26 protein-coding genes are annotated in these 23,799 nt (G+C 33.7%); 16 read left to right on the top strand and 10 right to left on the bottom strand.

The window, feature by feature from the left end:
* The first annotated feature begins 87 nt into the window (after positions 1-87).
* Positions 88-741: a metal-dependent transcriptional regulator gene (locus tag ABD859_RS05070; protein ID WP_345141158.1), complete on the top strand. Its 654-nt coding sequence runs from the start codon at positions 88-90 to the stop codon at positions 739-741.
* A gap of 303 nt (positions 742-1,044) precedes the next feature.
* On the opposite strand, the gene ABD859_RS05075 is transcribed toward ABD859_RS05070, so the two are convergent.
* From ABD859_RS05075 to ABD859_RS05105, 7 genes are all read right to left on the bottom strand, one after another.
* Positions 1,045-1,443: a hypothetical protein gene (locus tag ABD859_RS05075; protein ID WP_345141161.1), complete on the bottom strand. Its 399-nt coding sequence runs from the start codon at positions 1,441-1,443 to the stop codon at positions 1,045-1,047.
* 167 nt (positions 1,444-1,610) lie between these two features.
* Entirely contained in the window at positions 1,611-2,393 is a 783-nt protein-coding gene (locus ABD859_RS05080; protein ID WP_345141163.1) for an enoyl-CoA hydratase/isomerase family protein, read from the bottom strand.
* 10 nt (positions 2,394-2,403) lie between these two features.
* A complete protein-coding gene (locus tag ABD859_RS05085; RefSeq protein ID WP_345143861.1) occupies positions 2,404-3,819 on the bottom strand; it encodes an ATP-binding protein in 1,416 nt (471 codons plus the stop codon).
* 186 nt (positions 3,820-4,005) lie between these two features.
* Positions 4,006-4,554 carry a CopD family protein gene (locus ABD859_RS05090; protein ID WP_345141165.1) on the bottom strand — a complete coding sequence of 183 codons (549 nt, stop codon included), beginning with the start codon at positions 4,552-4,554 and terminating at the stop codon, positions 4,006-4,008.
* Positions 4,555-4,591: 37 nt separating this feature from the next.
* Positions 4,592-5,605: a ferrochelatase gene (gene hemH, locus ABD859_RS05095; protein WP_345141167.1), complete on the bottom strand. Its 1,014-nt coding sequence runs from the start codon at positions 5,603-5,605 to the stop codon at positions 4,592-4,594.
* A gap of 137 nt (positions 5,606-5,742) precedes the next feature.
* Positions 5,743-6,858, bottom strand: a complete 1,116-nt coding sequence (locus tag ABD859_RS05100) for a PDDEXK nuclease domain-containing protein (RefSeq protein WP_345141170.1) — start codon at positions 6,856-6,858, stop codon at positions 5,743-5,745.
* 4 nt (positions 6,859-6,862) lie between these two features.
* Positions 6,863-7,738: a helix-turn-helix domain-containing protein gene (locus ABD859_RS05105; protein WP_345141172.1), complete on the bottom strand. Its 876-nt coding sequence runs from the start codon at positions 7,736-7,738 to the stop codon at positions 6,863-6,865.
* A gap of 227 nt (positions 7,739-7,965) precedes the next feature.
* Here ABD859_RS05105 and hemA point away from each other — a divergent pair, with 227 nt between their 5' ends.
* From hemA to ABD859_RS05165, 12 genes are all read left to right on the top strand, one after another.
* Positions 7,966-9,216, top strand: coding sequence for a glutamyl-tRNA reductase (gene hemA, locus ABD859_RS05110; protein WP_345141175.1), 1,251 nt, complete (start codon positions 7,966-7,968; stop codon positions 9,214-9,216).
* Positions 9,217-9,389: 173 nt separating this feature from the next.
* A complete protein-coding gene (locus tag ABD859_RS05115; RefSeq protein ID WP_345141178.1) occupies positions 9,390-9,794 on the top strand; it encodes a GxxExxY protein in 405 nt (134 codons plus the stop codon).
* A 147-nt stretch (positions 9,795-9,941) separates the two neighbouring features.
* Positions 9,942-10,865 (top strand): hydroxymethylbilane synthase, encoded by a 924-nt coding sequence (gene hemC / locus ABD859_RS05120; protein WP_345141181.1) that lies wholly within the window; start codon positions 9,942-9,944, stop codon positions 10,863-10,865.
* A complete protein-coding gene (locus ABD859_RS05125; protein ID WP_345141184.1) occupies positions 10,865-11,530 on the top strand; it encodes a uroporphyrinogen-III synthase in 666 nt (221 codons plus the stop codon). The genes hemC and ABD859_RS05125 overlap by 1 nt, the downstream gene beginning before the upstream one ends.
* 52 nt (positions 11,531-11,582) lie before the next feature.
* Positions 11,583-12,608 carry a uroporphyrinogen decarboxylase gene (hemE, locus tag ABD859_RS05130; protein ID WP_073410233.1) on the top strand — a complete coding sequence of 342 codons (1,026 nt, stop codon included), beginning with the start codon at positions 11,583-11,585 and terminating at the stop codon, positions 12,606-12,608.
* A gap of 125 nt (positions 12,609-12,733) precedes the next feature.
* Entirely contained in the window at positions 12,734-13,285 is a 552-nt protein-coding gene (locus ABD859_RS05135) for a transposase (protein WP_345141188.1), read from the top strand.
* Positions 13,286-13,382: 97 nt separating this feature from the next.
* Positions 13,383-14,060 (top strand): hypothetical protein, encoded by a 678-nt coding sequence (locus tag ABD859_RS05140; protein ID WP_345141191.1) that lies wholly within the window; start codon positions 13,383-13,385, stop codon positions 14,058-14,060.
* 3 nt (positions 14,061-14,063) lie between these two features.
* A complete protein-coding gene (locus ABD859_RS05145) occupies positions 14,064-14,438 on the top strand; it encodes a hypothetical protein (RefSeq protein ID WP_345141194.1) in 375 nt (124 codons plus the stop codon).
* A 2-nt stretch (positions 14,439-14,440) separates the two neighbouring features.
* Positions 14,441-15,343 carry an oxygen-dependent coproporphyrinogen oxidase gene (gene hemF, locus ABD859_RS05150; RefSeq protein WP_345141197.1) on the top strand — a complete coding sequence of 301 codons (903 nt, stop codon included), beginning with the start codon at positions 14,441-14,443 and terminating at the stop codon, positions 15,341-15,343.
* A gap of 805 nt (positions 15,344-16,148) precedes the next feature.
* Positions 16,149-16,607 carry an IS200/IS605 family transposase gene (gene tnpA / locus ABD859_RS05155; RefSeq protein ID WP_345141200.1) on the top strand — a complete coding sequence of 153 codons (459 nt, stop codon included), beginning with the start codon at positions 16,149-16,151 and terminating at the stop codon, positions 16,605-16,607.
* Between the two features lie 166 nt (positions 16,608-16,773).
* Positions 16,774-17,643, top strand: coding sequence for a DUF4421 family protein (locus ABD859_RS05160; RefSeq protein WP_345141203.1), 870 nt, complete (start codon positions 16,774-16,776; stop codon positions 17,641-17,643).
* A 73-nt stretch (positions 17,644-17,716) separates the two neighbouring features.
* Entirely contained in the window at positions 17,717-18,613 is an 897-nt protein-coding gene (locus ABD859_RS05165; protein ID WP_425554229.1) for a fructose bisphosphate aldolase, read from the top strand.
* Between the two features lie 58 nt (positions 18,614-18,671).
* Here ABD859_RS05165 and ABD859_RS05170 read toward each other — a convergent pair whose 3' ends face one another.
* The 3 genes from ABD859_RS05170 to ABD859_RS05180 all read right to left on the bottom strand — a co-directional run bounded on the left by ABD859_RS05170 (position 18,672) and on the right by ABD859_RS05180 (position 21,577).
* Positions 18,672-20,540, bottom strand: coding sequence for a hypothetical protein (locus ABD859_RS05170; RefSeq protein WP_345141209.1), 1,869 nt, complete (start codon positions 20,538-20,540; stop codon positions 18,672-18,674).
* 3 nt (positions 20,541-20,543) lie between these two features.
* Positions 20,544-21,176 carry a hypothetical protein gene (locus tag ABD859_RS05175; protein ID WP_345141212.1) on the bottom strand — a complete coding sequence of 211 codons (633 nt, stop codon included), beginning with the start codon at positions 21,174-21,176 and terminating at the stop codon, positions 20,544-20,546.
* A 68-nt stretch (positions 21,177-21,244) separates the two neighbouring features.
* Positions 21,245-21,577, bottom strand: a complete 333-nt coding sequence (locus tag ABD859_RS05180; RefSeq protein WP_345141215.1) for a hypothetical protein — start codon at positions 21,575-21,577, stop codon at positions 21,245-21,247.
* 240 nt (positions 21,578-21,817) lie between these two features.
* Here ABD859_RS05180 and hemB point away from each other — a divergent pair, with 240 nt between their 5' ends.
* The 3 genes from hemB to ABD859_RS05195 all read left to right on the top strand — a co-directional run bounded on the left by hemB (position 21,818) and on the right by ABD859_RS05195 (position 23,791).
* Positions 21,818-22,813, top strand: coding sequence for a porphobilinogen synthase (hemB, locus tag ABD859_RS05185; RefSeq protein ID WP_345141218.1), 996 nt, complete (start codon positions 21,818-21,820; stop codon positions 22,811-22,813).
* 2 nt (positions 22,814-22,815) lie between these two features.
* Entirely contained in the window at positions 22,816-23,214 is a 399-nt protein-coding gene (locus ABD859_RS05190; protein WP_345141220.1) for a c-type cytochrome, read from the top strand.
* A 130-nt stretch (positions 23,215-23,344) separates the two neighbouring features.
* Complete coding sequence (locus tag ABD859_RS05195) at positions 23,345-23,791, top strand: GyrI-like domain-containing protein (RefSeq protein ID WP_345141223.1); 447 nt, start codon at positions 23,345-23,347, stop codon at positions 23,789-23,791.
* Positions 23,792-23,799: the final 8 nt, after the last annotated feature.

A 23,799-nucleotide genomic window follows, 5' to 3' on the forward strand; every position in this document is an offset into this window, starting at 1 on the left:
GAGGCTAAGGTTCTAAGGTTTTTTTTTCAAACCTAAAAGAAAACCTTAGAACCTCAGAATCTTAGAACCTCAGAACCTTAAAGAAGAATGACCTTTTCAGAAGAAAACTACTTAAAATCTATATATCACCTGACGGCCGCTGCTGATTCGGAAGTGAGTACTAATGCGATTGCGGAAATGATGGAGACAAAAGCTTCATCGGTAACGGATATGCTTAAAAAACTTTCTGAAAAGGATTTGGTGAATTATAAAAAATATCAAGGTGTTTCACTAACTGAAAACGGAAAGCTTGCCGCTAAAATGATTGTGAGAAAACACCGTTTGTGGGAAGTTTTTTTGGTGGAAAAACTAAACTTCAGCTGGGATGAGGTTCACGATATTGCAGAACAATTGGAACATATCAAATCGGAACAATTGATAAACCGTTTGGATGATTTTCTTGGAAATCCAACAGAAGATCCGCACGGTGACCCGATTCCAGATGCAAATGGACGTATTGTTAAAATTGAAAAACAATTGCTTTCTGAATTAAACGAAGGTCAGATTGGTGTTTGTGTTGGTGTAAAAGATACTTCTTCGGAGTTTTTGAAATATCTGGATAAACAAGGAATTGCTTTGGGTTCTAAAATCGAATTCCTTTCCCGCGAATCATTCGATTTATCGGTTAAAATTAAAGTTGATGAAAGGGAATTGTCTATTTCGAATAAAATTGCTTCTAATTTGTTTGTAAAGCTGGTTTAAGAGGTTATTTCGCGGAGATTCGCAAAGAGGTTTCGCAGAGATTCACAAAATTTATATAATCAATTTAGGACGGATTAAAATCTGCCCTTATAAAATGTATCGAGCCAATGGCTCTTTATCTTTTGCCGTTATTTGTGGACGGATTGAAATCCGTCCCTACAAAATATATCGAGTCTACGACTCTTTCCTAAATTCAAATTTCAAATAAATTTTCGTAGAAACGGTTATATTGTAGCAACGGATTTTAATCCGTTGAGAGATATATACATTAAAAAAATAGAGTTCCGTAGGAACGATTCATCATTAAACAATACCCTTCTCAATCATTTCTAACATTACCGGCGATGCGTTTTTAAATGTCGGCGCTTGTTCAATGATACTTCCAGCATTCTTTTTGTTTACTTTAAAAGTTACGTCATCATTGGTTGTAAATAACAATGCGGTTAAAAATGGTTTTTTAATGTGTGAACCCAAAATCAATAACGCTTCTTCTAAAGTATGAACGCTTTCGATTTCTTCTGTTTTATAGCGAAAAGTAAGCGAAATAGAATACGTATTGTCTTCGTTTAAAACCAAACGGAAATAAACGTTTTTTAAATCGGTATCGCCCATAGTTTTAGCCAAAGTCAGTTTTGCGAAAGTTCCAGACTGGATGCTTTCTTTAACTCGTTCACAAAAAAGGGCAAATATTGGTTCGTACATTTTTTTTAAAGGTGCTAAGGTTCTGAGGTACTAAGCTGCTAAGTTTTTCTCTCTTTGTGTATATTAAACCGCAAAGTTCGCAAAGATTTACGCAAAGGACACAATGAAATTTAAAAAACTTTGCGTGCTTTGCGTAATCCCTTGCGAACTTTGCGGTTAAGAAAAATTTATTTTCCTGTAAATTCTGCTTTTCTTTTTTCTAAGAATGCCGTTGTTCCTTCTTTAAAATCAGCAGTTCCGAAGCATTCTCCGAAAGATTTAATTTCAGTTTCAAATCCGTTTTTGCCATCTTTAAAGTTGGCGTTGATTGATTTTATGGCTTTTCCAATTGCAAACGGAGCATTTTTGATTATTTTTTGAGCAATTACGGTCGTAAATGACAATAATTCTGCTTGAGAAACTACGTGATTTACCAAACCGAATTTTTCTGCTTCTTCGGCAGAAATCATAGCAGCGGTCATAATCATTTCCATCGCACGGCCTTTTCCAACCAATTGTGGTAAACGCTGTGTTCCACCGTAACCAGGAATTAATCCTAAAGTTACTTCTGGAAGTCCCATTTTAGCATTATCTGAAGCTATTCTGAAATGACATGCCATTGCCAACTCTAAACCTCCGCCAAGAGCAAAACCGTTAACAGCTGCAATAACTGGTTTTCTTAGGTTTTCGATAAAATCGAATAAAGCCTCTTGTCCTTCGGCTGCTAATTGTGCTCCTTCAACAACATTGTAATTAGCAAATTCAGAAATGTCGGCTCCGGCAACAAAAGCTTTTTCGCCTGTTCCAGTTATAATAATGACACGAACATTTTCATCGCTTCCCAATGCGGAAACAGCTTTGCTTAAATCGCTAATCGTAGCTTTGTTTAAAGCATTTAGTTTTGCGGGTCTGTTTATGGTGATTGTTGCGATTCTTTCTTCAATAGCAACTAAAATATTTTCGTAGCTCATAACACTAATTTTAAGAGTTGGTTATTGGTAAAGAAACTCTAAAAGTAGTTCCTTTTCCGTAAGTTGACTCAAAGGTAATTGTTCCTTTGTAATTTTCTATGATGTTTTTTATAATTCCGAGTCCGAGTCCCATACCGCTGGTTTTGGTAGTAAATTTTGGTTCGAAAATTCTACTTGTATCTTGTTTCTGAATTCCGATTCCGTTGTCTTTTACGGCGATTTCAACATTATCGTTTCGACGTTTTACAGTAACAATAATTGATTTTTGAAACTGACTTTCTGGAATCGCCTGAGTCGCATTTTTAACTAAATTGGTAATGACACGAATTAACTGCGTACGATCCATTTTGGAGATAATTTCTTCTTCTTCACTTTCAAAAGAAATATAATCTTCGTTGAAAATATCCAAAGCCAATTCTACAACTTCAACAACATTCAGCGTTTCGTTCTGCTGAGCCGGCATCGAAGCAAAGTTCGAAAAAGCCGAAGCCACAGAAGTCATCGTATCAATCTGTTGAATTAAGGTTTCAGAATAATCATTCATCTTTTGTTTGACATTTGGATCGTTCGGATCAAACTTTCGTTGAAAACTCTGAACCGTCAAACGCATCGGTGTCAGCGGATTTTTGATTTCGTGTGCGACTTGTTTCGCCATTTCGCGCCAAGCTTCTTCACGTTCGCTTTGCGCCAATTTGATCGCACTGCTTTCGAGTTTGTCGACCATTCCGTTATAAGCTTTAATCAGGAAGTTGACTTCTTTACTATTGGCTTCTAAAACAATTTTCTCATTTTTCTGATCCAGATTGGTTTCTTCCAAACGATCGGAAATGGTTTTTAGTGATTTTGTGATATAAGTTGAAAGGAAATACGCTAACGCGAAAGCCACAATCAGCATAAAAGAATACACCTGACTTAAACGGATCAGGAAAGTGTTCAACTCATTGTCGTAATAACCGTCATCTTCTAAATAAGGAAGATTCAGAATTCCGAGTGGTTTGAATTTTTCGTCTTTTATTAAACTGTATGAAGATCGGTTTTTAACTCCGTCGATGGTTTTAATGTCTACAAAACGCTTTTCGATAGAAGAACGAACGAGTTTTAGAATGTATTCTGGAATTGGCGGAGCAACTTTATCAACCGCAAAAGACTCTTTGGAAGATTTGAGCAGTTTTCCGTCAAGGCTGAAAATATTGATTTCGATTTTGTGAATCTGCGCCAGTTCGTGGATTTTGTCTTTAAAAATCAAATCCAAATTCTGGGTTTTCAGCGGATAAGTGGTTGTTGAAAGCACATAATTGATGTGTTCTTTTACCGCATTTTCTTTTCGTTCGAGACGTTCTTGATGGTATTCTTTGGCTTCAGTCTTAAACTGAATAATCGAAATCGAAGCCAATAAAAAAGATGCCACAACAATCAATACAATCATCGACAGGAAAATCCTGGTACGAAGTGAAAGCATTGTCATTTTGAAGTTGTTCAGCATAATTTTTTAGTGTTCAGTATTCAGTTTTTTAGTATTCAGTTTTCTCTAATGTGTACATAAAGTATATCAGATCAATTCTTTTAGCGATAACAATTGTAAACTGATCACTAACAACCTGACCACTGACCACTATTTCTTCTCTCTAATTCTCTTGTAAAATCGGAATCCCAGCATGATTAAAACCGAGAATAATATAATTCCGATTACGCCGAAAATCCAGTTGATGGCGCTTTTTAAAACTACTAAAAAAACTACGGCAAACAAAATAATTGTGGCGCCTTCGTTCCATAAACGCATGAAGTTGTTGGTATATTTTACTTCGTCGTTTTGAAGTTGTTTAAAAATCTGATGGCATTTTCCGTGGTATAAATACAAAAGGAAAACGAAACATAATTTTACGTGCATCCACGGCATTTTTATCCAAATGTGTCCTGCTTCTGTAAAAAATAACATCCAAAAAGCAAAAATACTCGCCAAAACCGCCGACGGCCACGTAATAATGTACCACAAACGGTAGGCCATAATTTTGTATTGTGCCTGCAGAATTTCTTTTTCTGGCGAAGATTTTTCATTGGCTTCTATTTGATACACAAACAAGCGTACAATGTAAAACAGCCCCGCGAACCAAGTGATTACAAAAATCAAATGCAGAGATTTTAAATAGTTATAGTACTCCATTATTAAAGTCTTTGTTCTATACTCTTTATTCTATTTTCTATTTTGCCCAATCGTTAATCCAATTCGAAACTGTCTGACACCATTCGTCATCATCATTCAAACACGGAATTGCCAAGAATTCTTCCCCACCGTTTGCTTCAAAATCTTCTTTGGCGCGCATCGCAATTTCTTCCAAAGTTTCTAAACAATCTGAAACGAAAGCCGGAGTTACAACCGCTAATTTCTTGATTCCTTTTGCTGGCATATTGTCAATTTCAACATCGGTGTAAGGTTCTAACCATTTATCTCCCGCCAAACGAGATTGGAATGTTAAACTGTATTTGTCTTCTGGAAGTCCTAATAATTTAACGACTTGTCTTGTTGTCTCATAACATTGGTGACGGTAGCAGAAATCGTGTGCCGGAGATGGCGTGTTACAACAAGAACCGTCAATTTTACAATGTGATTTTGTTACGTCAGTTTTACGAATATGACGCTCAGGGATTCCATGATACGAAAACAATAAGTGATCATAATCAAATCCAACTAAATGTTTTTTGATTGAATCTGCTAAGTTTTTAATATAATCAGGTTTATTGTAAAACGCAGGAACATCTGTAAAAGTCATTTCAGGGAATTTCTTTTTACGAATTTCTTCTGCTTTCACTAAAATGGTCAAAGTCGAAGCCATTGCATATTGCGGATATAAAGGAAAAAGCAACACTTCTGTAACGCCTTTATCTTTTAATTCCTGAAGTCCTTTTTCTATAGTCATACTTCCGTAACGCATTGCCAGCGCAACTGGAACATTTACTAAAGGCTGCACTTTTTTCTGCATTCTTTCAGAAAGTACTACTAATGGAGAGCCTTCATCCCACCAGATTTTTGCATACGCATGTGCCGATTCTTCCGGTCTTTTTCTAAGAATAATACCGCGAACTAATAATGCTCTCAATAAATACGGAACATCAATCACGTATTTATCCATTAAAAATTCATCTAAATAAGGTTTTACATCTTTTGGAGTTGGACTTTCTGGAGAACCTAAGTTTACTAATAATACGCCTTTCATTCTTGTTTTTTATTGCTTTAGGCTTGAAGCCTTTTATTTGTTTTTAAAAATTTCGGCAAAAGTAATCGCTGTACTTTATTCGAAATATGATAATTATTACTTTTTTATTATGTTCTTATTTATAAAATTGATTAAACCTAATCCATTAAGCTTTTAAGCATTTCTGCATCTGGCAATAACCCTTTATATTCATTTGGCAATACATTTCCTGTTTTATAAGTCGAAACTCCCATCGCTTTATTAAGATCTCTAAATGAAAATTCTACAACTTTATTATTTTTCTCCTTACATAAAATAATACCGACTGAAGGAGTTTCATGAGGTAATTTTACCATTTCATCTAATGCTGAAAGATAAAAATTCATTTTACCTAAATACTCTGGAATAAATTTTCCTTTTTTTAAATCGAAAGCTACCAAGCACTGCATTCTTCGATTATAGAAAAGCAAATCAACAAAATACTCGATATCATCTAAAATAAAGCGATACTGATTGGCAATGAAAGCAAAATCTGTTCCTAAAGAAAGTAAAAACTTTTTGATGTTTCTAACAATTTCATTCTCAATTAATCTTTCATTTTCTTCTTCCGGGTCTTCTATATTAATAAAATCTAATAAATATTCATCTTTAAATGACATTAAAGCTTTCGCTCTTAAGTCGTCTTGAGTAATCACTTTAGCAAAATTATTAGGTAAGAGACCTTGCTGTTTGAATAAATTTGACTTTATATGGTATCGTAAAGTAGTTATACTCCAAAACTCAGAAGCTGTTTTTTGAATATAGAAAATCTGTTCCACTAAAGTTTTTGTTTTTGACAAAATCTCAAAATGGTGAGTAAATCCAACTTTATGGAAATCCTCTTCTAATTCGTTCGTCACTGACGAACCAATTACAACTAACTCATTCTCAATGTTTTCTTCACTTTTTAATTCGTTCGTTATTAATGAACGAATTGTAAAATGATTCATCCACTTTTCATAGAAAATTTTCATTTTCTTGATATTGGATGCCGAAAAACCTCTTAACCCAGGTAATTCATTTTGTAGATCATTTGACAAGACTTCAATAACTTTCGCTCCCCATTTTTCTTGCTTTGTTTTTTCAGAAATTAACTTTCCTATTGCAAAGTATAACCCCAGCATTTCTCTATTAGCTAAAACAGCAACACGATATCTACTAGCTAAAATAGCAGATTTTAACTGCTTAACCGTTTGCAAATGTTCATTCTCAATCTTCATATTCTCAATCTTCATTCAATTAAACATTTGCATTAATCGACATCAGATATTTCTTTGGAGTTGTGGCAAACTTTTTCTTGAAGGCCGCTATAAAATGACTTCCGGTGCTGTAACCAATTTTCAGTCCAACTTCGTTTACATTATAAGATCCGCTGTCTAAAAGTTTTCTGGCGAAATCCATTTTGTAATCGAACAAGAAACCGTAAACCGTATCGCCGTAAATTTGTTTGAAACCCATTTTGAGTTTTTTCAAATTCAACCCAATTTCGTCTGCCAGTTCTTGCAATCCGGGCGGTTCAGCCATATTGGCGATGATAATTTCTTTGGCTCTTCTGATTTTTAAAACATTGTCTTCGTCAATCAAAAACGGACATTGTTCTGCATTTGGATCTTCGGTTCTGTTGAAATATAAACTCAACAATTCATATCCTTTTCCTTTGTAATAAAGGTTTTTGATTGAAGGATGAAGATTGTAATGAAACAACTGACTCAACACAATCGCCATTGACGGACTGATGTTTCCTTCGTTATAATACTTCTTATCCTTATTGTCTGGACTCAGAAATGTGATATAATTGGCTTCTGCCGAAAACAACGCGTGAAATTTCTTAATAGAGACAATTACAGAGATCGCCCACGAGTTTGGAGCCAGTTCTAAATGAAGCGGTAATTCCTTTTGCGGATTGTATAAAAGAAGTGATTTTTCTTCTTTCAATTCTAAAGCATAAGTACCTTGATTGAACAAGAATTTGGCATTGCCTTTTATACCGAAGTGAAACTGTATCAGACCAGTACCAACGATTTCATGCTCTGCAATGAATGTTTCGGAACTGTCGTTTTGAAAACGGATCAGCGTAAAGTCGTCTTCAATTTTTATAATTTCTTGAGAACCCATAGCGATATTTTTTTAAAACTAAAATCGAATCAAAAGCAAAATGTTATTTAGAATCACTCTAAACAAAACTCTTGTAACCAATTGATTTTGCTACAAAAGTAGCCTTTTTTACTCAAAAACACCTATTTAGGATCAAAAAAACATACAGCGACATAAAAAGTACTTTTAGCGTTATTTTTATCAATGGTATAGTAATAATTTTGTTGCACTTTTTAGAAAGTGAATTTATGGAAAACAATAACGTACCGAAACACCTTTATTTTTACTCAGTTGGTCTGAGTTATAAAAAAGCTGATGCTGAGGTCAGAGGTCAATTTAGTTTGGATGCAGTGGCGAAAACACGTTTGCTGGAACAAGCTAAAAACGAAGGAATAGAAAGTTTAATTGTCACGTCAACTTGCAACAGAACCGAAATCTACGGTTTTGCTGAGCACCCTTTTCAATTAATAAAACTGATTTGCGATAATAGTAACGGATCTGTAGACTCATTCCAAAAAGTGGGTTTTGTTTACAAAAACCAGGAAGCTATTAATCATATGTTTCGCGTAGGAACTGGTTTAGACAGTCAGATCTTAGGTGATTTTGAAATTATCTCACAAATTAAAACGAGTTTTTCGCACTCAAAATCAATGGGTTTAACCAATGCTTTTACAGAAAGACTGGTAAATGCAGTTATTCAGGCGAGCAAAAGAATCAAAACAGAAACAGAAATTAGTTCTGGTGCGACTTCAGTTTCTTTTGCATCGGTTCAATACATTCTTAAAAATGTTGACGATATCAGTAATAAAAACATCTTACTTTTCGGAACTGGAAAAATCGGAAGAAATACTTGCGAAAATTTAGTTAAGCATACTAAAAACGAACATATCACTTTAATCAACAGAACAAAAGACAAAGCTGAGAAATTGGCTGGAAAACTAAATCTGATTGTTAAAGATTATTCGGAATTACACTTAGAACTTCAAAAAGCCGATGTTGTAGTTGTAGCAACAGGCGCGCAAAATCCAACGGTTGATAAAGCGATTCTAAATCTTAAAAAACCTTTATTGATTCTGGATTTATCGATTCCGAAAAACGTGAATGAAAACGTTGAGGAATTAGAAGGTGTAACGTTAATCCACATGGATTATTTGTCTCAATTGACAGATGAAACTTTGGAAAACAGAAAATTACACATTCCAGCAGCCGAAGCCATTATCGAAGAAGTTAAGGAAGAATTCACAACCTGGATGAAAGGAAGAAAATTTGCTCCGACAATCAATGCGTTGAAAGAAAAACTAAACGCAATCAAAATGTCGGAATTAGATTTTCAAAGCAGAAAAATTACAGATTTCAACGAAGAACAAGCCGAAATCATCAGTAACAGAATCATTCAGAAAATCACTACTCATTTTGCAAATCATTTAAAAGACGACGACACGATGGTTGACGAAAGCATCGAATGGATCGAAAAAGTCTTCAAAATAAAAGCATCTTAATTTTTAATTTTACCATTAAGATATTAAGGAAATTAAGCCAATCTTTGTCAAGAGAATTTAGCTAAACTTTGCCAAAAAATTTAGCTTAAAAGTTCTGAAACTTAATTGACTAAAAATTAAACACAAAGCTTAATGAACCTTAATATCTTAATGGTGAAAAAGCAATAAGTTCTATGACAAAGAAAGAGGTTACGCAGTTGGCTTATGAAATTACGGGTTTTGCAATAAAAGTGCATAAAGCTTTGGGACCTGGACTTTTAGAAAGCATTTACGAAAAGTGCCTTAAATATGAATTAGAACAAAACGGATATGATGTTAAACAACAATTATCTGTAAAAGTTGAATATTACGCTCTTGAATTTGAATCAGATTTGAGAGTTGATTTATTAGTTAATGATTCTGTAGTCGTCGAATTAAAAGCAATTGAAAATCTTTTGCCGATACACGAAGCTCAATTATTAACATATATGAAATTATTACAAAGACCTCAAGGTTTACTAATTAATTTCAACACAACAAACATAACAAAATCAATGAAACCTCTTGTGAATGAATATTTCTCAAGATTAATTGATTAAAATGAAATTAAAGAATTGAACCATTAGAGATTGAGAAACATTAAGCTTTGTGCTGAACCTAAGATGATTAAGTTTCAGGGCGTTGTAAGCTTAATTTTCTTGACAAAGATTGGCTTAATTTTCTTAATATCTTAATGGTTTAAAAAAATGGCAGAAAAAACAATCAGGATAGGAACGCGTGACAGCGAATTAGCGCTTTGGCAGGCACATACTGTTGAGAAACAACTAAACGATTTGGGTTATAAAACCTCAATTGTAGCGGTAAAATCTCAGGGCGATATTATTCTGGACAAACCACTTTATGAACTTGGCATTACTGGAATTTTTACAAAAACGCTGGACATTGCTATGATCAACGGCGATATTGACATTGCTGTGCATTCGATGAAAGATGTTCCGACTGCTCTGCCAAAAGGAATTGTTCAGGCGGCGGTTTTAGAAAGAGCCAATGTTTTGGATATTTTAGTTCACAAAGGAAATCCTGATTTTGCTAATCCAAGTACAATTGCAACCGGAAGTCTGCGTCGTCAGGCACAATGGTTCAATAAATACCCGAACCATACCGTAGTTGATTTACGTGGAAACGTAAATACACGTATGCAAAAATTAAACGATAATAATTGGGACGGAGCTGTTTTTGCTGCTGCAGGCTTGGAGCGCATTAACTTAAAACCAGAAAACGTTATTAATCTCGATTGGATGATTCCGGCGCCGGCACAAGGAGCGATGTTGGTTGTGGCAATGGAAAATGACAATTATACTTTAGATGCGCTTTCGCAGTTAAATCATATCGAAACTGAGATTTGTACTTATATTGAACGTCAGTTTTTAAGAACTTTAGAAGGCGGATGTACCGCGCCAATCGGATCTTTGGTTCGTTATAATGAAGATGAAGACACTTTGCATTTTCAAGGTGTTTTACTTTCTATCGACGGAAAACAAAAACTGGAAATTGACAAAACCGTTGATATTTCAGAATGGAAGAAATTAGGTTTCAACTCGGCTCAGGAAATTTTGAATAACGGCGGAACTGAATTGATGCAGTCTATTAAAGAATCTTTGAAGAAATAATGGCAAAACCAATTCAAATAGTATCCACTAAAATATTACATCCGCTTTTAAAACAAGAGCTGGTAAAAATTGGTCTCGAAGTTACCGAAGCCGATTTCATTAAAACAGAAAATAAATATTTCAAATTAGAAAACCTCAACGAAAGTCTGATTTTTACCAGTCAGAATGCCGTTCACAGCGTTTTATCTCACCCAGAAGCTGAAAAGCTGAAAAGCAAAAACGTTTTTTGTGTGGGGCTAAAAACGAAAGCACTTTTAACCGATAATGGTTTTAATGTAATGGCTTATACCGGCTACGCTTCTGATTTAGCCGAAATCATTTCACTTATTTACAACAAAGAAACTTATACTTTTTTTAGCGGCAACTTAAGAAGAGATACTCTTCCGGAAGCTTTGAAAGAAGCTGGAATACAATTCAACGAAATTCAGGTTTACGATACTTCTTTAACTCCTAAGAAAATAAATGTACAGCCTGATGCTTTGGTATTTTTTAGTCCATCTGGTATTAAAAGTTATCTGAAAGAGAATACTATAAAAAAAGAAATCTGTTTCTGTATTGGAGAAACCACTGCAGAAGCTTTAGAAAAGATTACCAAAAACATCATTATTGCAGAACAGCCTACGGTTGAAGATGTAATCGCAGATGTAATTAACGAATATAAATAAAAACCTTTGCAACCCTGTCACTTTGGGACTTTGCAGCTAAAATAAAAAACTCATGTTAAAAAACGACCTATTTTTAAAAGCATTAAAAGGAGAAACAGTTCAGCGTCCGCCAGTTTGGATGATGCGTCAAGCCGGAAGATATTTGCCAGAATTTATCGAGTTACGTGATAAATATGATTTCTTTACACGTTGTCAGACTCCAGAATTAGCTGCTGAAATTACAGTACAGCCAATTCGTAGAATTGCTCCAGATGCTGCTATTTTATTTTCAGATATTTTAGTTGTACCTCAGGCAATGGGAATCGAAGTTTTAATGAAAGAAAATATCGGACCTTTTATCCCAAATCCAATTCGTTCAATGGCAGATGTTCATAGAGTTTACGTTCCGGATATTCAGGAAAGTTTAGGTTATGTAATGGATGCCATTAAATTGACTAAAGAAATGCTGAATGACGAAGTGCCGTTAATTGGTTTCGCAGGTTCGCCATGGACAATTTTCTGCTATGCTGTTGAAGGAAGAGGTTCTAAAAGTTTTGATATGGCAAAAGGATTTTGTTTTTCAAATCCGGCTGCTGCCCACACTTTGTTACAAAAAATTACAGATACTACAATTTTATACTTAAAAGAAAAAGTAAAAGCTGGTGTTGATGCTGTTCAAATTTTTGACTCTTGGGGAGGAATGCTTTCTCCGGTTGATTATCAGGAATTTTCATGGAAATACATTAACCAAATCGTAGAAGCTTTAGCTGATCTTACTCCGGTAATAGTTTTCGGAAAAGGTTGTTGGTTTGCGCTTGGCGAAATGGGTAAAAGCCGTGCATCTGCTCTTGGAGTTGACTGGACTTGTTCTGCAAGAAATGCGCGTTACTTATCTGGCGGAAACATAACTTTACAAGGAAATTTCGATCCGTCAAGATTACTTTCTCCAATTCCAACCATCAAAAAAATGGTTCATGAAATGATTGATGAGTTTGGAAAAGATAAATATGTTGTAAATTTAGGTCACGGAATTTTACCAAATATCCCAGTAGACCATGCAAAAGCGTTTATTGACGCTGTGAAGGAATACGGGCAATAATTTTTAGTGTTCATTTGCAGTTTAGTTTTCCTGCAAGGTTTTCAAAACCTTGTAGGTATAATTAACTTATTTATATAATAGAGGATCTGCAAAGTTTTGAAGCTCTAGCAGAAAATGAAAAAGAAATGAAGTTAGAAGTTCTAGAGAAAGATTGTTATTATCATATTTATAACCGGGGTATTAACGGCACAACTATTTTTGAAAATGATGGAAACAAGCTATATTTTTTAAAACAGTTAGCTAAATATTCTGCAGATAAAATCTCAATTTTTGCTTATTGTTTGATGAACAATCATTTTCATCTAATTGTTCGTCTCAATGTTGAAGAAAAAGAAGTTACTCAGGCATTTTCTAACTTATTTAATTCTTACGCTAAAGCATTTAATAAACAGATTAATAGAACTGGAAGCTTATTTGAAAAGCATTTTAAAAGAATAAAATTAAAAGATGAGAATTATCTCAAACAATTGATCGTTTACATTCATTTAAACCCAAAACATCATTTTAATCTAGATTTTAGAAATTTTAAATTTTCGTCTTTTCAGGCTTATTTATCTGATAAACAAACAAAAATAGAAAGAAATGAAGGTTTGAATTTATTTGATGATCTGGAGAATTTTATTTTTTGTCATAATCAAAAGGATAATCTTTTAAATGAAACTTATACTTTTGAATAAAATTGTTTATACTTCAGATATAGCTGTTTTTAAAAATTAGCAACTAATTAATACCTACAAGGTTTTAAAAACCTTGCAGGAAATGAAAAAGACATAAATGCTAAATATAAACTTCAATAAATATTCACCATTTTCATTTATCGAATATGGATTTCAGGCTTATTACGCTTATGTCTTTCTTATGGTCTGGACACATCCTGAACTACATCCGGTAAGTCTTATAAATGATTTGGCTGTTTTAATGACTTTTGAGTTTATCATGGTGCATTCAGGAGTTTTTATGGCCGTTATGCCAAAAAAATGGTCTCTTTTGGTGTTTTTCCCTTTGTACGGAACATTTGCTTATTCGTTTAACGAATCGGTTATTAATACTAACATTGTATTTATTTATCTGCTTACGGTTTTAAACCGAATGCGATTTGCGTTTTCAAATGTAACTCCTGATGTGAGAATGAAACAAATAGGAAAATCTGCAGCAAAAGCTCTTTTCTATTTTTTCTTAATTATGGTTCTTGCTATTGGAAATGAATATGTACCGCCATTTGGACTCACAAATGAATTTTTAGAAAAATCCCATTATTTCCAAATGGTTAAATCGAGCGGTTTATTTATAGAAAAGCCCTATGTCCCTATTTGTATGGGATTCATTTACTATTTGGTACCGGTTTTATATTTCATTTACCGAACAATAAAAAATTTCGGAAGGGATGAAAATACTTTTCAAAATGGAAAAGTAGTTTTCAGCCGAACCACATTTAAATCTAACAAATTCTAAAAAATGCTCAACAAAGGTTTAAGAGATGAGGAAAAAATCAGAATCGATAACGTTCTAAAAACGTTACGGACTCTTATTTTTGTGCCCCAGCCTTTGAGTCATTTAGATATTGAAAATCAGCTGAAAGAATTCGGATTAAGCATTGAAAATTTAGATTCTTCTTCAAATGATGATTTAATTTCTTTATTAATGAATCTTCATTTTGACTGGGATCAATTAGAATTATTTGCTGATATTTTAACGGAATTTTCAAAAGACGAAAACTATAATTTTGAAGATAAAGCTCTCGCTGTTTATCAATATATTCAACAAGAAAGTAAAGTCTTTTCTTTTGGAATCAATACTAAGATTACTTCGGCGAAAGCCAAAAAACAATAACAATGAAAGACAAATTTTACGCATACATACAAAATTTACAAGATCAAATCTGCGCTGGATTAGAAGCCGTTGACGGAACTGCAAAATTCCGTGAAGATTTATGGAAACGTCCAGAAGGCGGAGGCGGAAGAACACGTGTTATTGAAAACGGAAATGTATTCGAAAAAGGCGGTGTAAACATTTCGGCTGTTCACGGAAAACTTCCAGAAACGATGCAAAAAATGTTTGGCGTTGGTGAAGCCGATTTCTTTGCTTGCGGGTTAAGTTTAGTAATTCACCCAAAAAGCCCGATGGTTCCTACAGTGCATGCAAATTGGCGCTATTTTGAAATGTATGATGAGGCTGGAAATGTAATTCAGCAATGGTTTGGCGGCGGACAGGATTTAACGCCTTATTATTTGTTTGAAGAAGATGCTATTCACTTTCATCAAACTTGTAAAACGGCTTGCGATAAACACAATCCTGAGTTTTATCCAAAATATAAAAAACAATGTGATTCGTATTTCTGGAATGCACACCGAAATGAAGCACGCGGTCTTGGCGGTTTATTCTTTGATTATTGCAAAGCAACTGATGAAATGTCAATGGAAAATTGGTACAATTTCGTAACCGAAGTTGGAAACAGTTTCCTTGAAGCCTATGTTCCAATTGTAGAAAGAAGAAAAAATCTTTCGTATACGCCAGAGCAAAGAACCTGGCAGGAAATCCGTCGCGGCCGTTATGTTGAATTCAATTTGGTTCATGATAAGGGAACATTATTCGGTTTAAAAACCAACGGAAGAATTGAAAGTATATTGATGAGTCTGCCTCCGCATGTTCAATGGGTTTACGATCATCATCCAGAAGCAGGAAGTGAAGAAGAAAAATTGATTGATACGTTGGCAAATCCCCGTGAATGGGTTTAGTTTTAAATATATGTCGCTCCGCTGGAGCTTTTATCTAGACGTTTCAAATTATATATAAATATTATGCTCCTCTGGGAGCATTTTTTAATTTAAATCTGTAGTTAAATAGGCTTTGGAGAAGCCAAATATTTATAGAATACATTATGAATCATCTGAAGATTGCTCCAGAGGAGAAACATATTTATAGAATACATTATCACCCCACCCAAAAAGCTCCAGAGGAGCGAAATTTTATAGAAGCCCTACACGATACATCAAAAATGTGTCGCTCCGCTGGAGCTTTTTATCTAGATATTTCGAAATTGCTATAAATATTTAGCTTCTCTGAAGCTTTTTTAATTAAATCTATTACTACAATGGATTCTAGAGAAACCAAATAATTTATAGAATAATAAATTACACGCCCCAGAAACTCCAGCGGAGCGAAATATCTTTAAAAAACATTATTGTTCCCATCCAATTTGTCGCTCCGCTGGAGCTTTATCTAGACATTTCAAATATGATCTATAAATATAATGCTCCTCTGGGAGCATTTTTTATTTAAATCTAACGTAAATGGCTTCGGAAATGCCAAATATTTATAGAATAAATTATGAATCAACTGAAGATTGCTCCAGAGGAGCAAAATATTTATAGAATACATAATCACCCCACCCCAAAAGCTCCAGCGGAGCGACATATATGTAGAAAACATTATCTCCCAACTAAAAAACCCCAGCGAGGCCAAATTCTCAATAAATACAATATTTATCTTACAAATTAAAATTATTAATTAGCTTTACATATTAATAATTTTAATTAAAAAATGGCAGACACTTATTCTAAATTATATATTCAAATTGTATTTGCTGTAAAGGGAAGACAAAACTTAATTTCCAAAAAATGGAAAGATGAAATTTATAAATACATCACCGGCATTGTCTCCAATCAAAAACAAAAACTAATTGCAATAAATGGAATGCCAGATCATATTCATATCTTAGTTGGTATAAAACCAAATATTTCATTATCAGATTTAGTAAGAGATATTAAATCAAGTTCATCTAAATTTATAAATGAACAAAAATGGATAAATGGTAAATTTGAATGGCAGAAAGGTTTTGGAGCATTTTCTTATGGACATTCACAATTATCGAATGTTATTAAATACATCGAGAACCAAGAAGAGCATCATAAAAGTAGAACATTCAAAGAAGAATATATTGCGTTTTTGAAATTGTTTGATATTGATTTTAAAGATGAATATATTTTTGTAGATGTATAATCTGTCGCTCCGCCGGAACTTTGTCAAATCTTAGGGAATTCTATTTCAATAAATATTTTGCTCCGCCGGAGTAATTGCAGTTTAAATATGTTTTTAGATGGATTTAAAACGAATTTATATATTTTTTTTCGCTGGCATTTTTGGCTGTTTCGCTCAAAACGATACTTTGCAAAATCGGTATTTTAAATCGTACAATGACAAAATCACGGCAAGCATTTATTATTTAGATACTTCTAATAGTTTTCAGATTGCTTCGGGCACGCAGGAACCTAAAATATTTGTCAATCTAATTCCGAATCGGCGCGAACAGATTGGTTTTAGCTTAAGCTACAGAATTATTGATATTACTTTAGGATTTGCTCCGAAATTTCTAAGCGGTAACAAAGGCGATTCTAAATCTAAAAACTTCAATTTCCACACTCGCTTTTATTATAAAAAATGGATGCAGTCTTTTACATTCATTAACCAAAAAGGATTTTATATAAGCGATGATAATATAACGGCGCAACTTCCAAACATGCGAACCACAAAAATAGGCGGATCGACTTCTTATATTTTCAATGATAAATTCTCTTTTAAAACCCTGACGAATCAAAACGAATGGCAGACTAAAAGTTCAGGAAGTTTTATTCCCTCATTTTCTTTTTATTATACCAATCTGGATTTGAATACTCTGGATTCTTCACCAGGAGATTTATATGTATTTACGCTTGCTCCGGCTTACTATTACAATTTTGTAATTAGTGATCGGGTTTTAATTGGCGCGGGACTTGCTTTGGGCGCCGGAATTAACGATATCGACGGAGATACCTCAGCTTTATATCAGGCCGATTTTAATTTGAAATTAGCTTACAACAACGATCGATTTTTTGGTTTTGCAAGTTTGAATACCGTGAGTTTTGCTCAGGATGAAAAGGTCGACCCGAGATTAAATGATAATATCGCCACTGTAAAACTCTCTATTGGTTACCGATTTGATCCTCCGAAAAAAGTAGCAGAAGTTTATGACAAAGTCAATGAGAAAATCGGACTATGATAAATCTTACAATTTATAAACATTGAGCCGAAAAAATGCTTAAATTAGAAAGATTTATAAAACACTAACATTCATGAATATGAAAAATATAGAACAATTAAATCTCATGCATTCCGGAAAAGGCTTTATTGCGGCACTTGATCAAAGCGGAGGCAGTACACCAAAGGCATTATCACAATATGGCGTTCTGGAAAATCAATATAAAAATGAAGAAGAAATGTACACGCTTGTACATGAAATGAGAACCCGAATTATTAAAAGTCCCGCTTTTGACAGCCAGTATATTCTGGGTGCCATTTTGTTTGAAAACACTATGGACCGCAAAATCGACGGACAATGGACTGGTGAATATCTTTGGGAGAAAAAACATATTATCCCGTTTTTAAAAGTAGACAAAGGTCTTGCTGATCCTGCAAACGGTGTACAGTTAATGAAAGCAATTCCTAATTTAAATGAATTATTGGATCGCGCCGTCGAAAGAAAAATCTTTGGTACCAAAATGCGTTCTGTTATTAAAGAAGCAAACGCAATTGGAATTCAGGAAGTTGTTGGACAACAGTTTGCTGTTGGTTTACAAATCTTTCAAAAAGGTCTTATTCCGATAATTGAACCTGAAGTTGATATTTACAGCGCCGACAAACAAAAATCTGAAGAAATTCTAAAAGAAGAAATTAAAAAACAGCTGAACTCTTTAGATAAAGATGTAAAAGTAATTTTGAAACTTTCTATTCCAACTGTAAATAATTTTTACAGCGATTTAATTTCAGATCCGCATGTTGTGCGGGTTGTGGCGCTTTCCGGCGGATATTCTCGTGAAGAAGCTAATCAGAAACTGGCAGAAAACCACGGATTAATTGCGAGTTTTTCCAGAGCATTATCAGAAGGACTCAGCGCACAACAACTCGATTCTGAATTTAATGCGCGCTTAGAAAATTCAATAAAAGAGATTTACGAAGCTTCGATTACATAAAAGCTTCAAAATCATATTAAAAAAATCCCCGAAGTATATTCGGGGATTTTTAATTGAATTATTTCTCTGTTAATTCCTGCGCCAGATCTAAAGTCTGTAAAATAATATTTTTATCTGATTTTGAAGCGTTTAATCTCAATTCAAATTTCAGTTTGTTATCAATCAGTTTTTTTGGAGAATCAAATACAATATCCGTAAACTGTTCTGAGACTTTAAGTATTTTGTTGAGTTCTTCTGGTTTTGCTTTTCCAGCATTTCCAAAAGCGTTAATAGATTGTACAATATTCATTTTTCCAAACATATAGTTTTTACTCAAATCCTGTTTTGCTTCTTTAACAAAAGAACCGCTTCCGGTATTAAAATAGTTAATCGTATTGCCTATAATTACTACGTCTTTATCTTTTCTAATAAAAATATCGCCGTATTCTTTTACATCGGTTATAACATAATCATTTCCTTTTTGTACCAATACTTTTTTGCGGACGCCTAACTGCAACAATTTATCTCCAAATGTTGGATGTGTCGAGGTAAAAATAACAGAAAACAGCGGAATGGTTTTCTTTACTTTCTCTTCTGTTATTTTTTCTTCGTAGTTTTCATCATAGCCGTATTTTTTGGCCGTAACCTCAACTTCTTTTACATCGTGCAGGAAAAAGCTCAAATCGCCGTCAAAAAGCTTGGCAGTTGCTTCTTCATCGACAATGGTTGAAATTAAATCGGTAATTACGGTAATATCTTCTTTTAAAAGTTTTGGACTTTGGAATAAATCAGACATTAACGAAGGGAAATTTTCCAGCGCCGCTTTTGTGTTAATATGATATGACATATAACCCAGCGGTTTTTGACTTGGGAAATAATTAAAAATATTCTTGTTTGGTTTTCTATTGCTTATTTTGCTCACCACCTCGGCAACCTTTCCAGAATATTCAATAATTTCTTCAATTCGGGCATTATCATTATCAAAATAAAAATCCAGATTTATGCCTTTTAACGATTCGGCGAAATTTTTATCTAAAGGCATAAATTTATTATACCCCGCAATAAGTGACATTAATGAATAAGATGAATTCAAAGTCGATATTACTGAACTATAATTAAGCCACGACGAAATATCTGCACTTGGAGTTACTTTGGTTGAAACAGGGGGCGTAAAACCATTTTCAAATAATGATTTTATAATCTGGCTTTGTTTTTCAGATTGCTTTTTGTCAAAATCAGCTTCTTGTGCAGTATATTCAGCATACGGATTATCGTTATACGAATAGTCTTCTGCAGTCGGATCATGATTAATTGGTGGTGCTTCAACTGCCATTGGCGCATCAAACAAAACCGAAGGTTTTATAGTATCAGCTGCAGGTTCAATATATTCAGCAGGAACGCCTACATCGTAAACTTCGGTTGATGCAATAGAATCGGTTATAATTAATGGACTTGTAATGTCATTAAATTTAGCCGGAAGTCGTTTTGTTAGTTCAAATATTACTAAATATTTATCATCCCAAACTAATGACCTTTTAACTTCTTTTGGTGTAAAAACTGAATATTTTCCAAAATCCTGAATAGTTCCTTTTTCTCCGGAACCTGCATTTTGATCTGCATTAAATTTCTCGATTAAATACTGCTTAACAGCTTCTCTGCCTTTTATTGGAATTGTAATTTGATAATACGGAATACTGTCTAAAAAATTTCCGTGAATGGTAATTTTCTGATCCATTTGAATTATCGAAGTATATTTTCGAAAATCAAAATCAGGTTTTTTGCTCGTGTATTTCGTTATAATCGGATGATTTAAAATGGCATCAATGCTTACTTTTTTAGAAAGCTGATTACCATTAAACTGTACAAAATAATCGTATTTCTCCGGATTGATCTGACCAAAAGAAAAATGCATGGCGAATACTAAAAATAAAGTGTAAAACTGCTTCATATATTAAGGCGTTAATTGGATGGTATTATTCATTAATGTCGATTTTTTAAATACGCTGTACATACTTTGTTTTAAAAAAACGGTTTTTTTATTTTTTGAAATTTTACTTTGTGCATTATTCACTGCTGCAACATCTTTATCAAAAGTATAAATAGCAGTAATGCTGGCTTCTTCCAGATCTTTCTTTTTCTTGGGGTCGTTTACAACTTTTTCAGGAACAGGATAAGAGGCAATTCTTTCAAATGTTTTGTCACTTCCGCTAAAGTGAATCTGATCGCGCTGATTGTTTATTGTATTTACAACCGCATTAAGCGCTTTTAAATTGGCATAATTGAGTTTGATAATAAATATATAATTGTCAAAATCAGTTTTTGTAGAGACATTTGTTATTCCGTCAATTTTAGAAGCTTTGTCTTTAAAGTCATTAAGTTTTGCCGAGATTTCTTTTTCATTTGGGATTTTCACACCGTCAACTTCTTCCAGCCAAATGGCAGATTTGGTCTTGAACCACGATTTCGAAAAATCAACCATAAGCGTATATTCACCACTTTGATCATCGTGATGTTTGATTCTTTCTGTAATCTCAAAACAGCTTGTTAAGATGAGACAAAGACATAAAGCGAGAATTTTCTTCATTTTACAAATTTAGATGGAAATATTTGAAAAACCTATCTCATTTACAAAGAGACAGCTTACAAAACCCTCTATAATTCATTTAGTAAAAAATCAAAAAGCTTTTCTGCAAAAAAAATTTCATGCCCTTCTTTCACTAGCATAGAAAAGAAATATTTTTGATTTAAATAGGAATCAAATTCATAATATGGAATCAAAAAAAACTTTGTGTAGCTTAAATAAATACTTTTAATTTCATCTGAGACAATATCTAAATCGGCTTTCGTATTAGTTATATCGTAAAATACCTGAAAATAAGACTTATTAATTCTCTTAATAGTTATAAAAGGAATTTTATTTTCCTGGCAAGTTTGCCAATGATCACTTATATTTTTTGAACTGTCATCATGAATAAACTTTCTCATTTGTTTATTTTGTAGGTTTTTATTTTCAAAACAAATATATTTCTAAATATGACTCCAATCAAATTTTTAGATAATATTAACGGATTCTATAACAAGCTAAAGACCTTATTCTGTTGATTTTTCTTTAACTTTGCGCCACTTATTAAAAGTAACACATCTTCAAGAAAAATAAAAAACAACTACGGTTTTAGAAACCACGATTTATCAATCTGAATTCTAAAATCTAAAATCTAAAATGATATGTTCCCATTACACAGAGGCAGAAGGTTAAGAGTAAACGAATCAATCCGCTCATTAGTCCGCGAAACCAGTTTAAGTCCATCCGATTTTATGTTTCCAATGTTTATCGCAGAAGGAGAAAATTATAAAGCAGAAATTCCTTCAATGCCGGGAATCTTTCGCAGATCTATCGATTTGACTGTTGAAGAAGTAAAAGAAATCTTTGCTTTAGGAATCCGCGCCGTAAATATATATGTAAAAGTAAGCGAAAATTTAAAAGACAATACCGGAAAAGAAGCCTGGAACAAAGACGGTTTAATGCAGCAAGCCATTCGTGCCATTAAAGCAGCCTGCCCTGAAATGATTGTAATGCCGGATGTTGCTTTAGATCCATATTCTGTTTATGGCCACGACGGAATCATCAAAAACGGTGATGTAGAAAATGACAGTACTGTTGAAGCATTAATAAAAATGGCTGTTTCGCATGCAGAAGCCGGAGCCGATTTTGTGGCGCCAAGCGACATGATGGACGGAAGAGTTTTGCGCCTTCGCGAAGGTCTTGATGCTGCCGGATTTCACAATGTGGGAATTATGAGTTATTCGGCTAAATATGCTTCGGCATTTTATGGTCCGTTTAGAGATGCTTTAGATTCTGCTCCAAAAGAAGCTGATGTTGTTGTTCCAAAGGATAAAAAAACGTATCAAATGGATTATGCCAACCGCATAGAGGCTATTAAAGAAACTCTATACGATGTAGAAGAAGGTGCAGATATGGTTATGGTAAAACCGGGAATTGCGTATCTTGATATTGTTCGCGAAGTTAAAAATGCGGTAAATGTTCCGGTAACGGTTTATCATGTTTCTGGAGAATATGCCATGATTAAAGCGGCTGCAGAAAGAGGATGGCTTGATAATGACAAAATTATGATGGAGCAGTTAATGTGTATCAAGCGTGCCGGCGCAAGTTTAATTTCTACTTATTTTGCTAAAGAAGCGGCAATACTTTTAAACAAATAAAAATGAAAAAAGTATTATTCTTGTCTGCTGTTTTAGCATTTGCTTCGTGCAAAAAAGAAGTTTCTGAAAATACCGATCAAACAACAGAATCGTATTCTGAAGGAGAAACAGCGAAAGCGGCAACTCCGCAAGCATTAGGAAAACAGCTTTTTGAAGGAAAAGGAAACTGCACAGCATGTCATCAGCCGGATCAAAAAATCATTGGACCGAGCATAAAAGAAATCGCAAAAATCTACAAAGACAAAAATGCTGATATTGTAACTTTCTTAAAAGGAAACGCAGATCCAATTGTTGATCCAAGTCAGTTTTCGGTAATGCAGACTAATTTTGGTGTAACAAAAGCAATGTCTGACGAAGAGTTAGAAGCTATTGAAACGTACATTTACAGTCATTTAAAATAAATGACTTATTAATATAAATAAAAAAACGGCGCTTTATAAGCGTCTTTTTTTTGTACTTTATAATTATATCAAGATTGTTTTTGTAAGATTTTTATATTTAATTTTACGACTCAACAAATATTTTAAACAAATGGACATTAAAAAATTTAGTGTAATTGGGATTTCAGTAAGAACGACTAATGAAAATGAGCAATCGAGTAAAGACATTCCTGCGCTTTGGAATCAATTTCTAAAAGAAGAAATCAGCACAAAAATTTCAAACAAAATTAGCAACGACATTTACTGCATTTATACCGATTATGAGAAAGACCATACTCGACCTTACACTACAATTTTAGGTTGTGCCGTAGAAAATCTGGATGAAATTCCGAACGGAATGATTGGAACAACTATTGAAGGAAATCATTATCAAAAATTTACAGCAAAAGGCAATCTTGCTGAGGGAATTGTTTTTAACGAATGGCTAAAAATTTGGAACTCTGATATGCATAGAACCTTTACTGCCGATTTTGAAATTTACGGAGAAAAAGCCCAAAATCCGAGTGATGCAGAAGTAGAAATTTATATCGCAATTTAGTTGCAATA

The sequence above is a fragment of the Flavobacterium ginsengiterrae genome (assembly GCF_039539785.1).
Lineage (GTDB): Bacteria > Bacteroidota > Bacteroidia > Flavobacteriales > Flavobacteriaceae > Flavobacterium > Flavobacterium ginsengiterrae.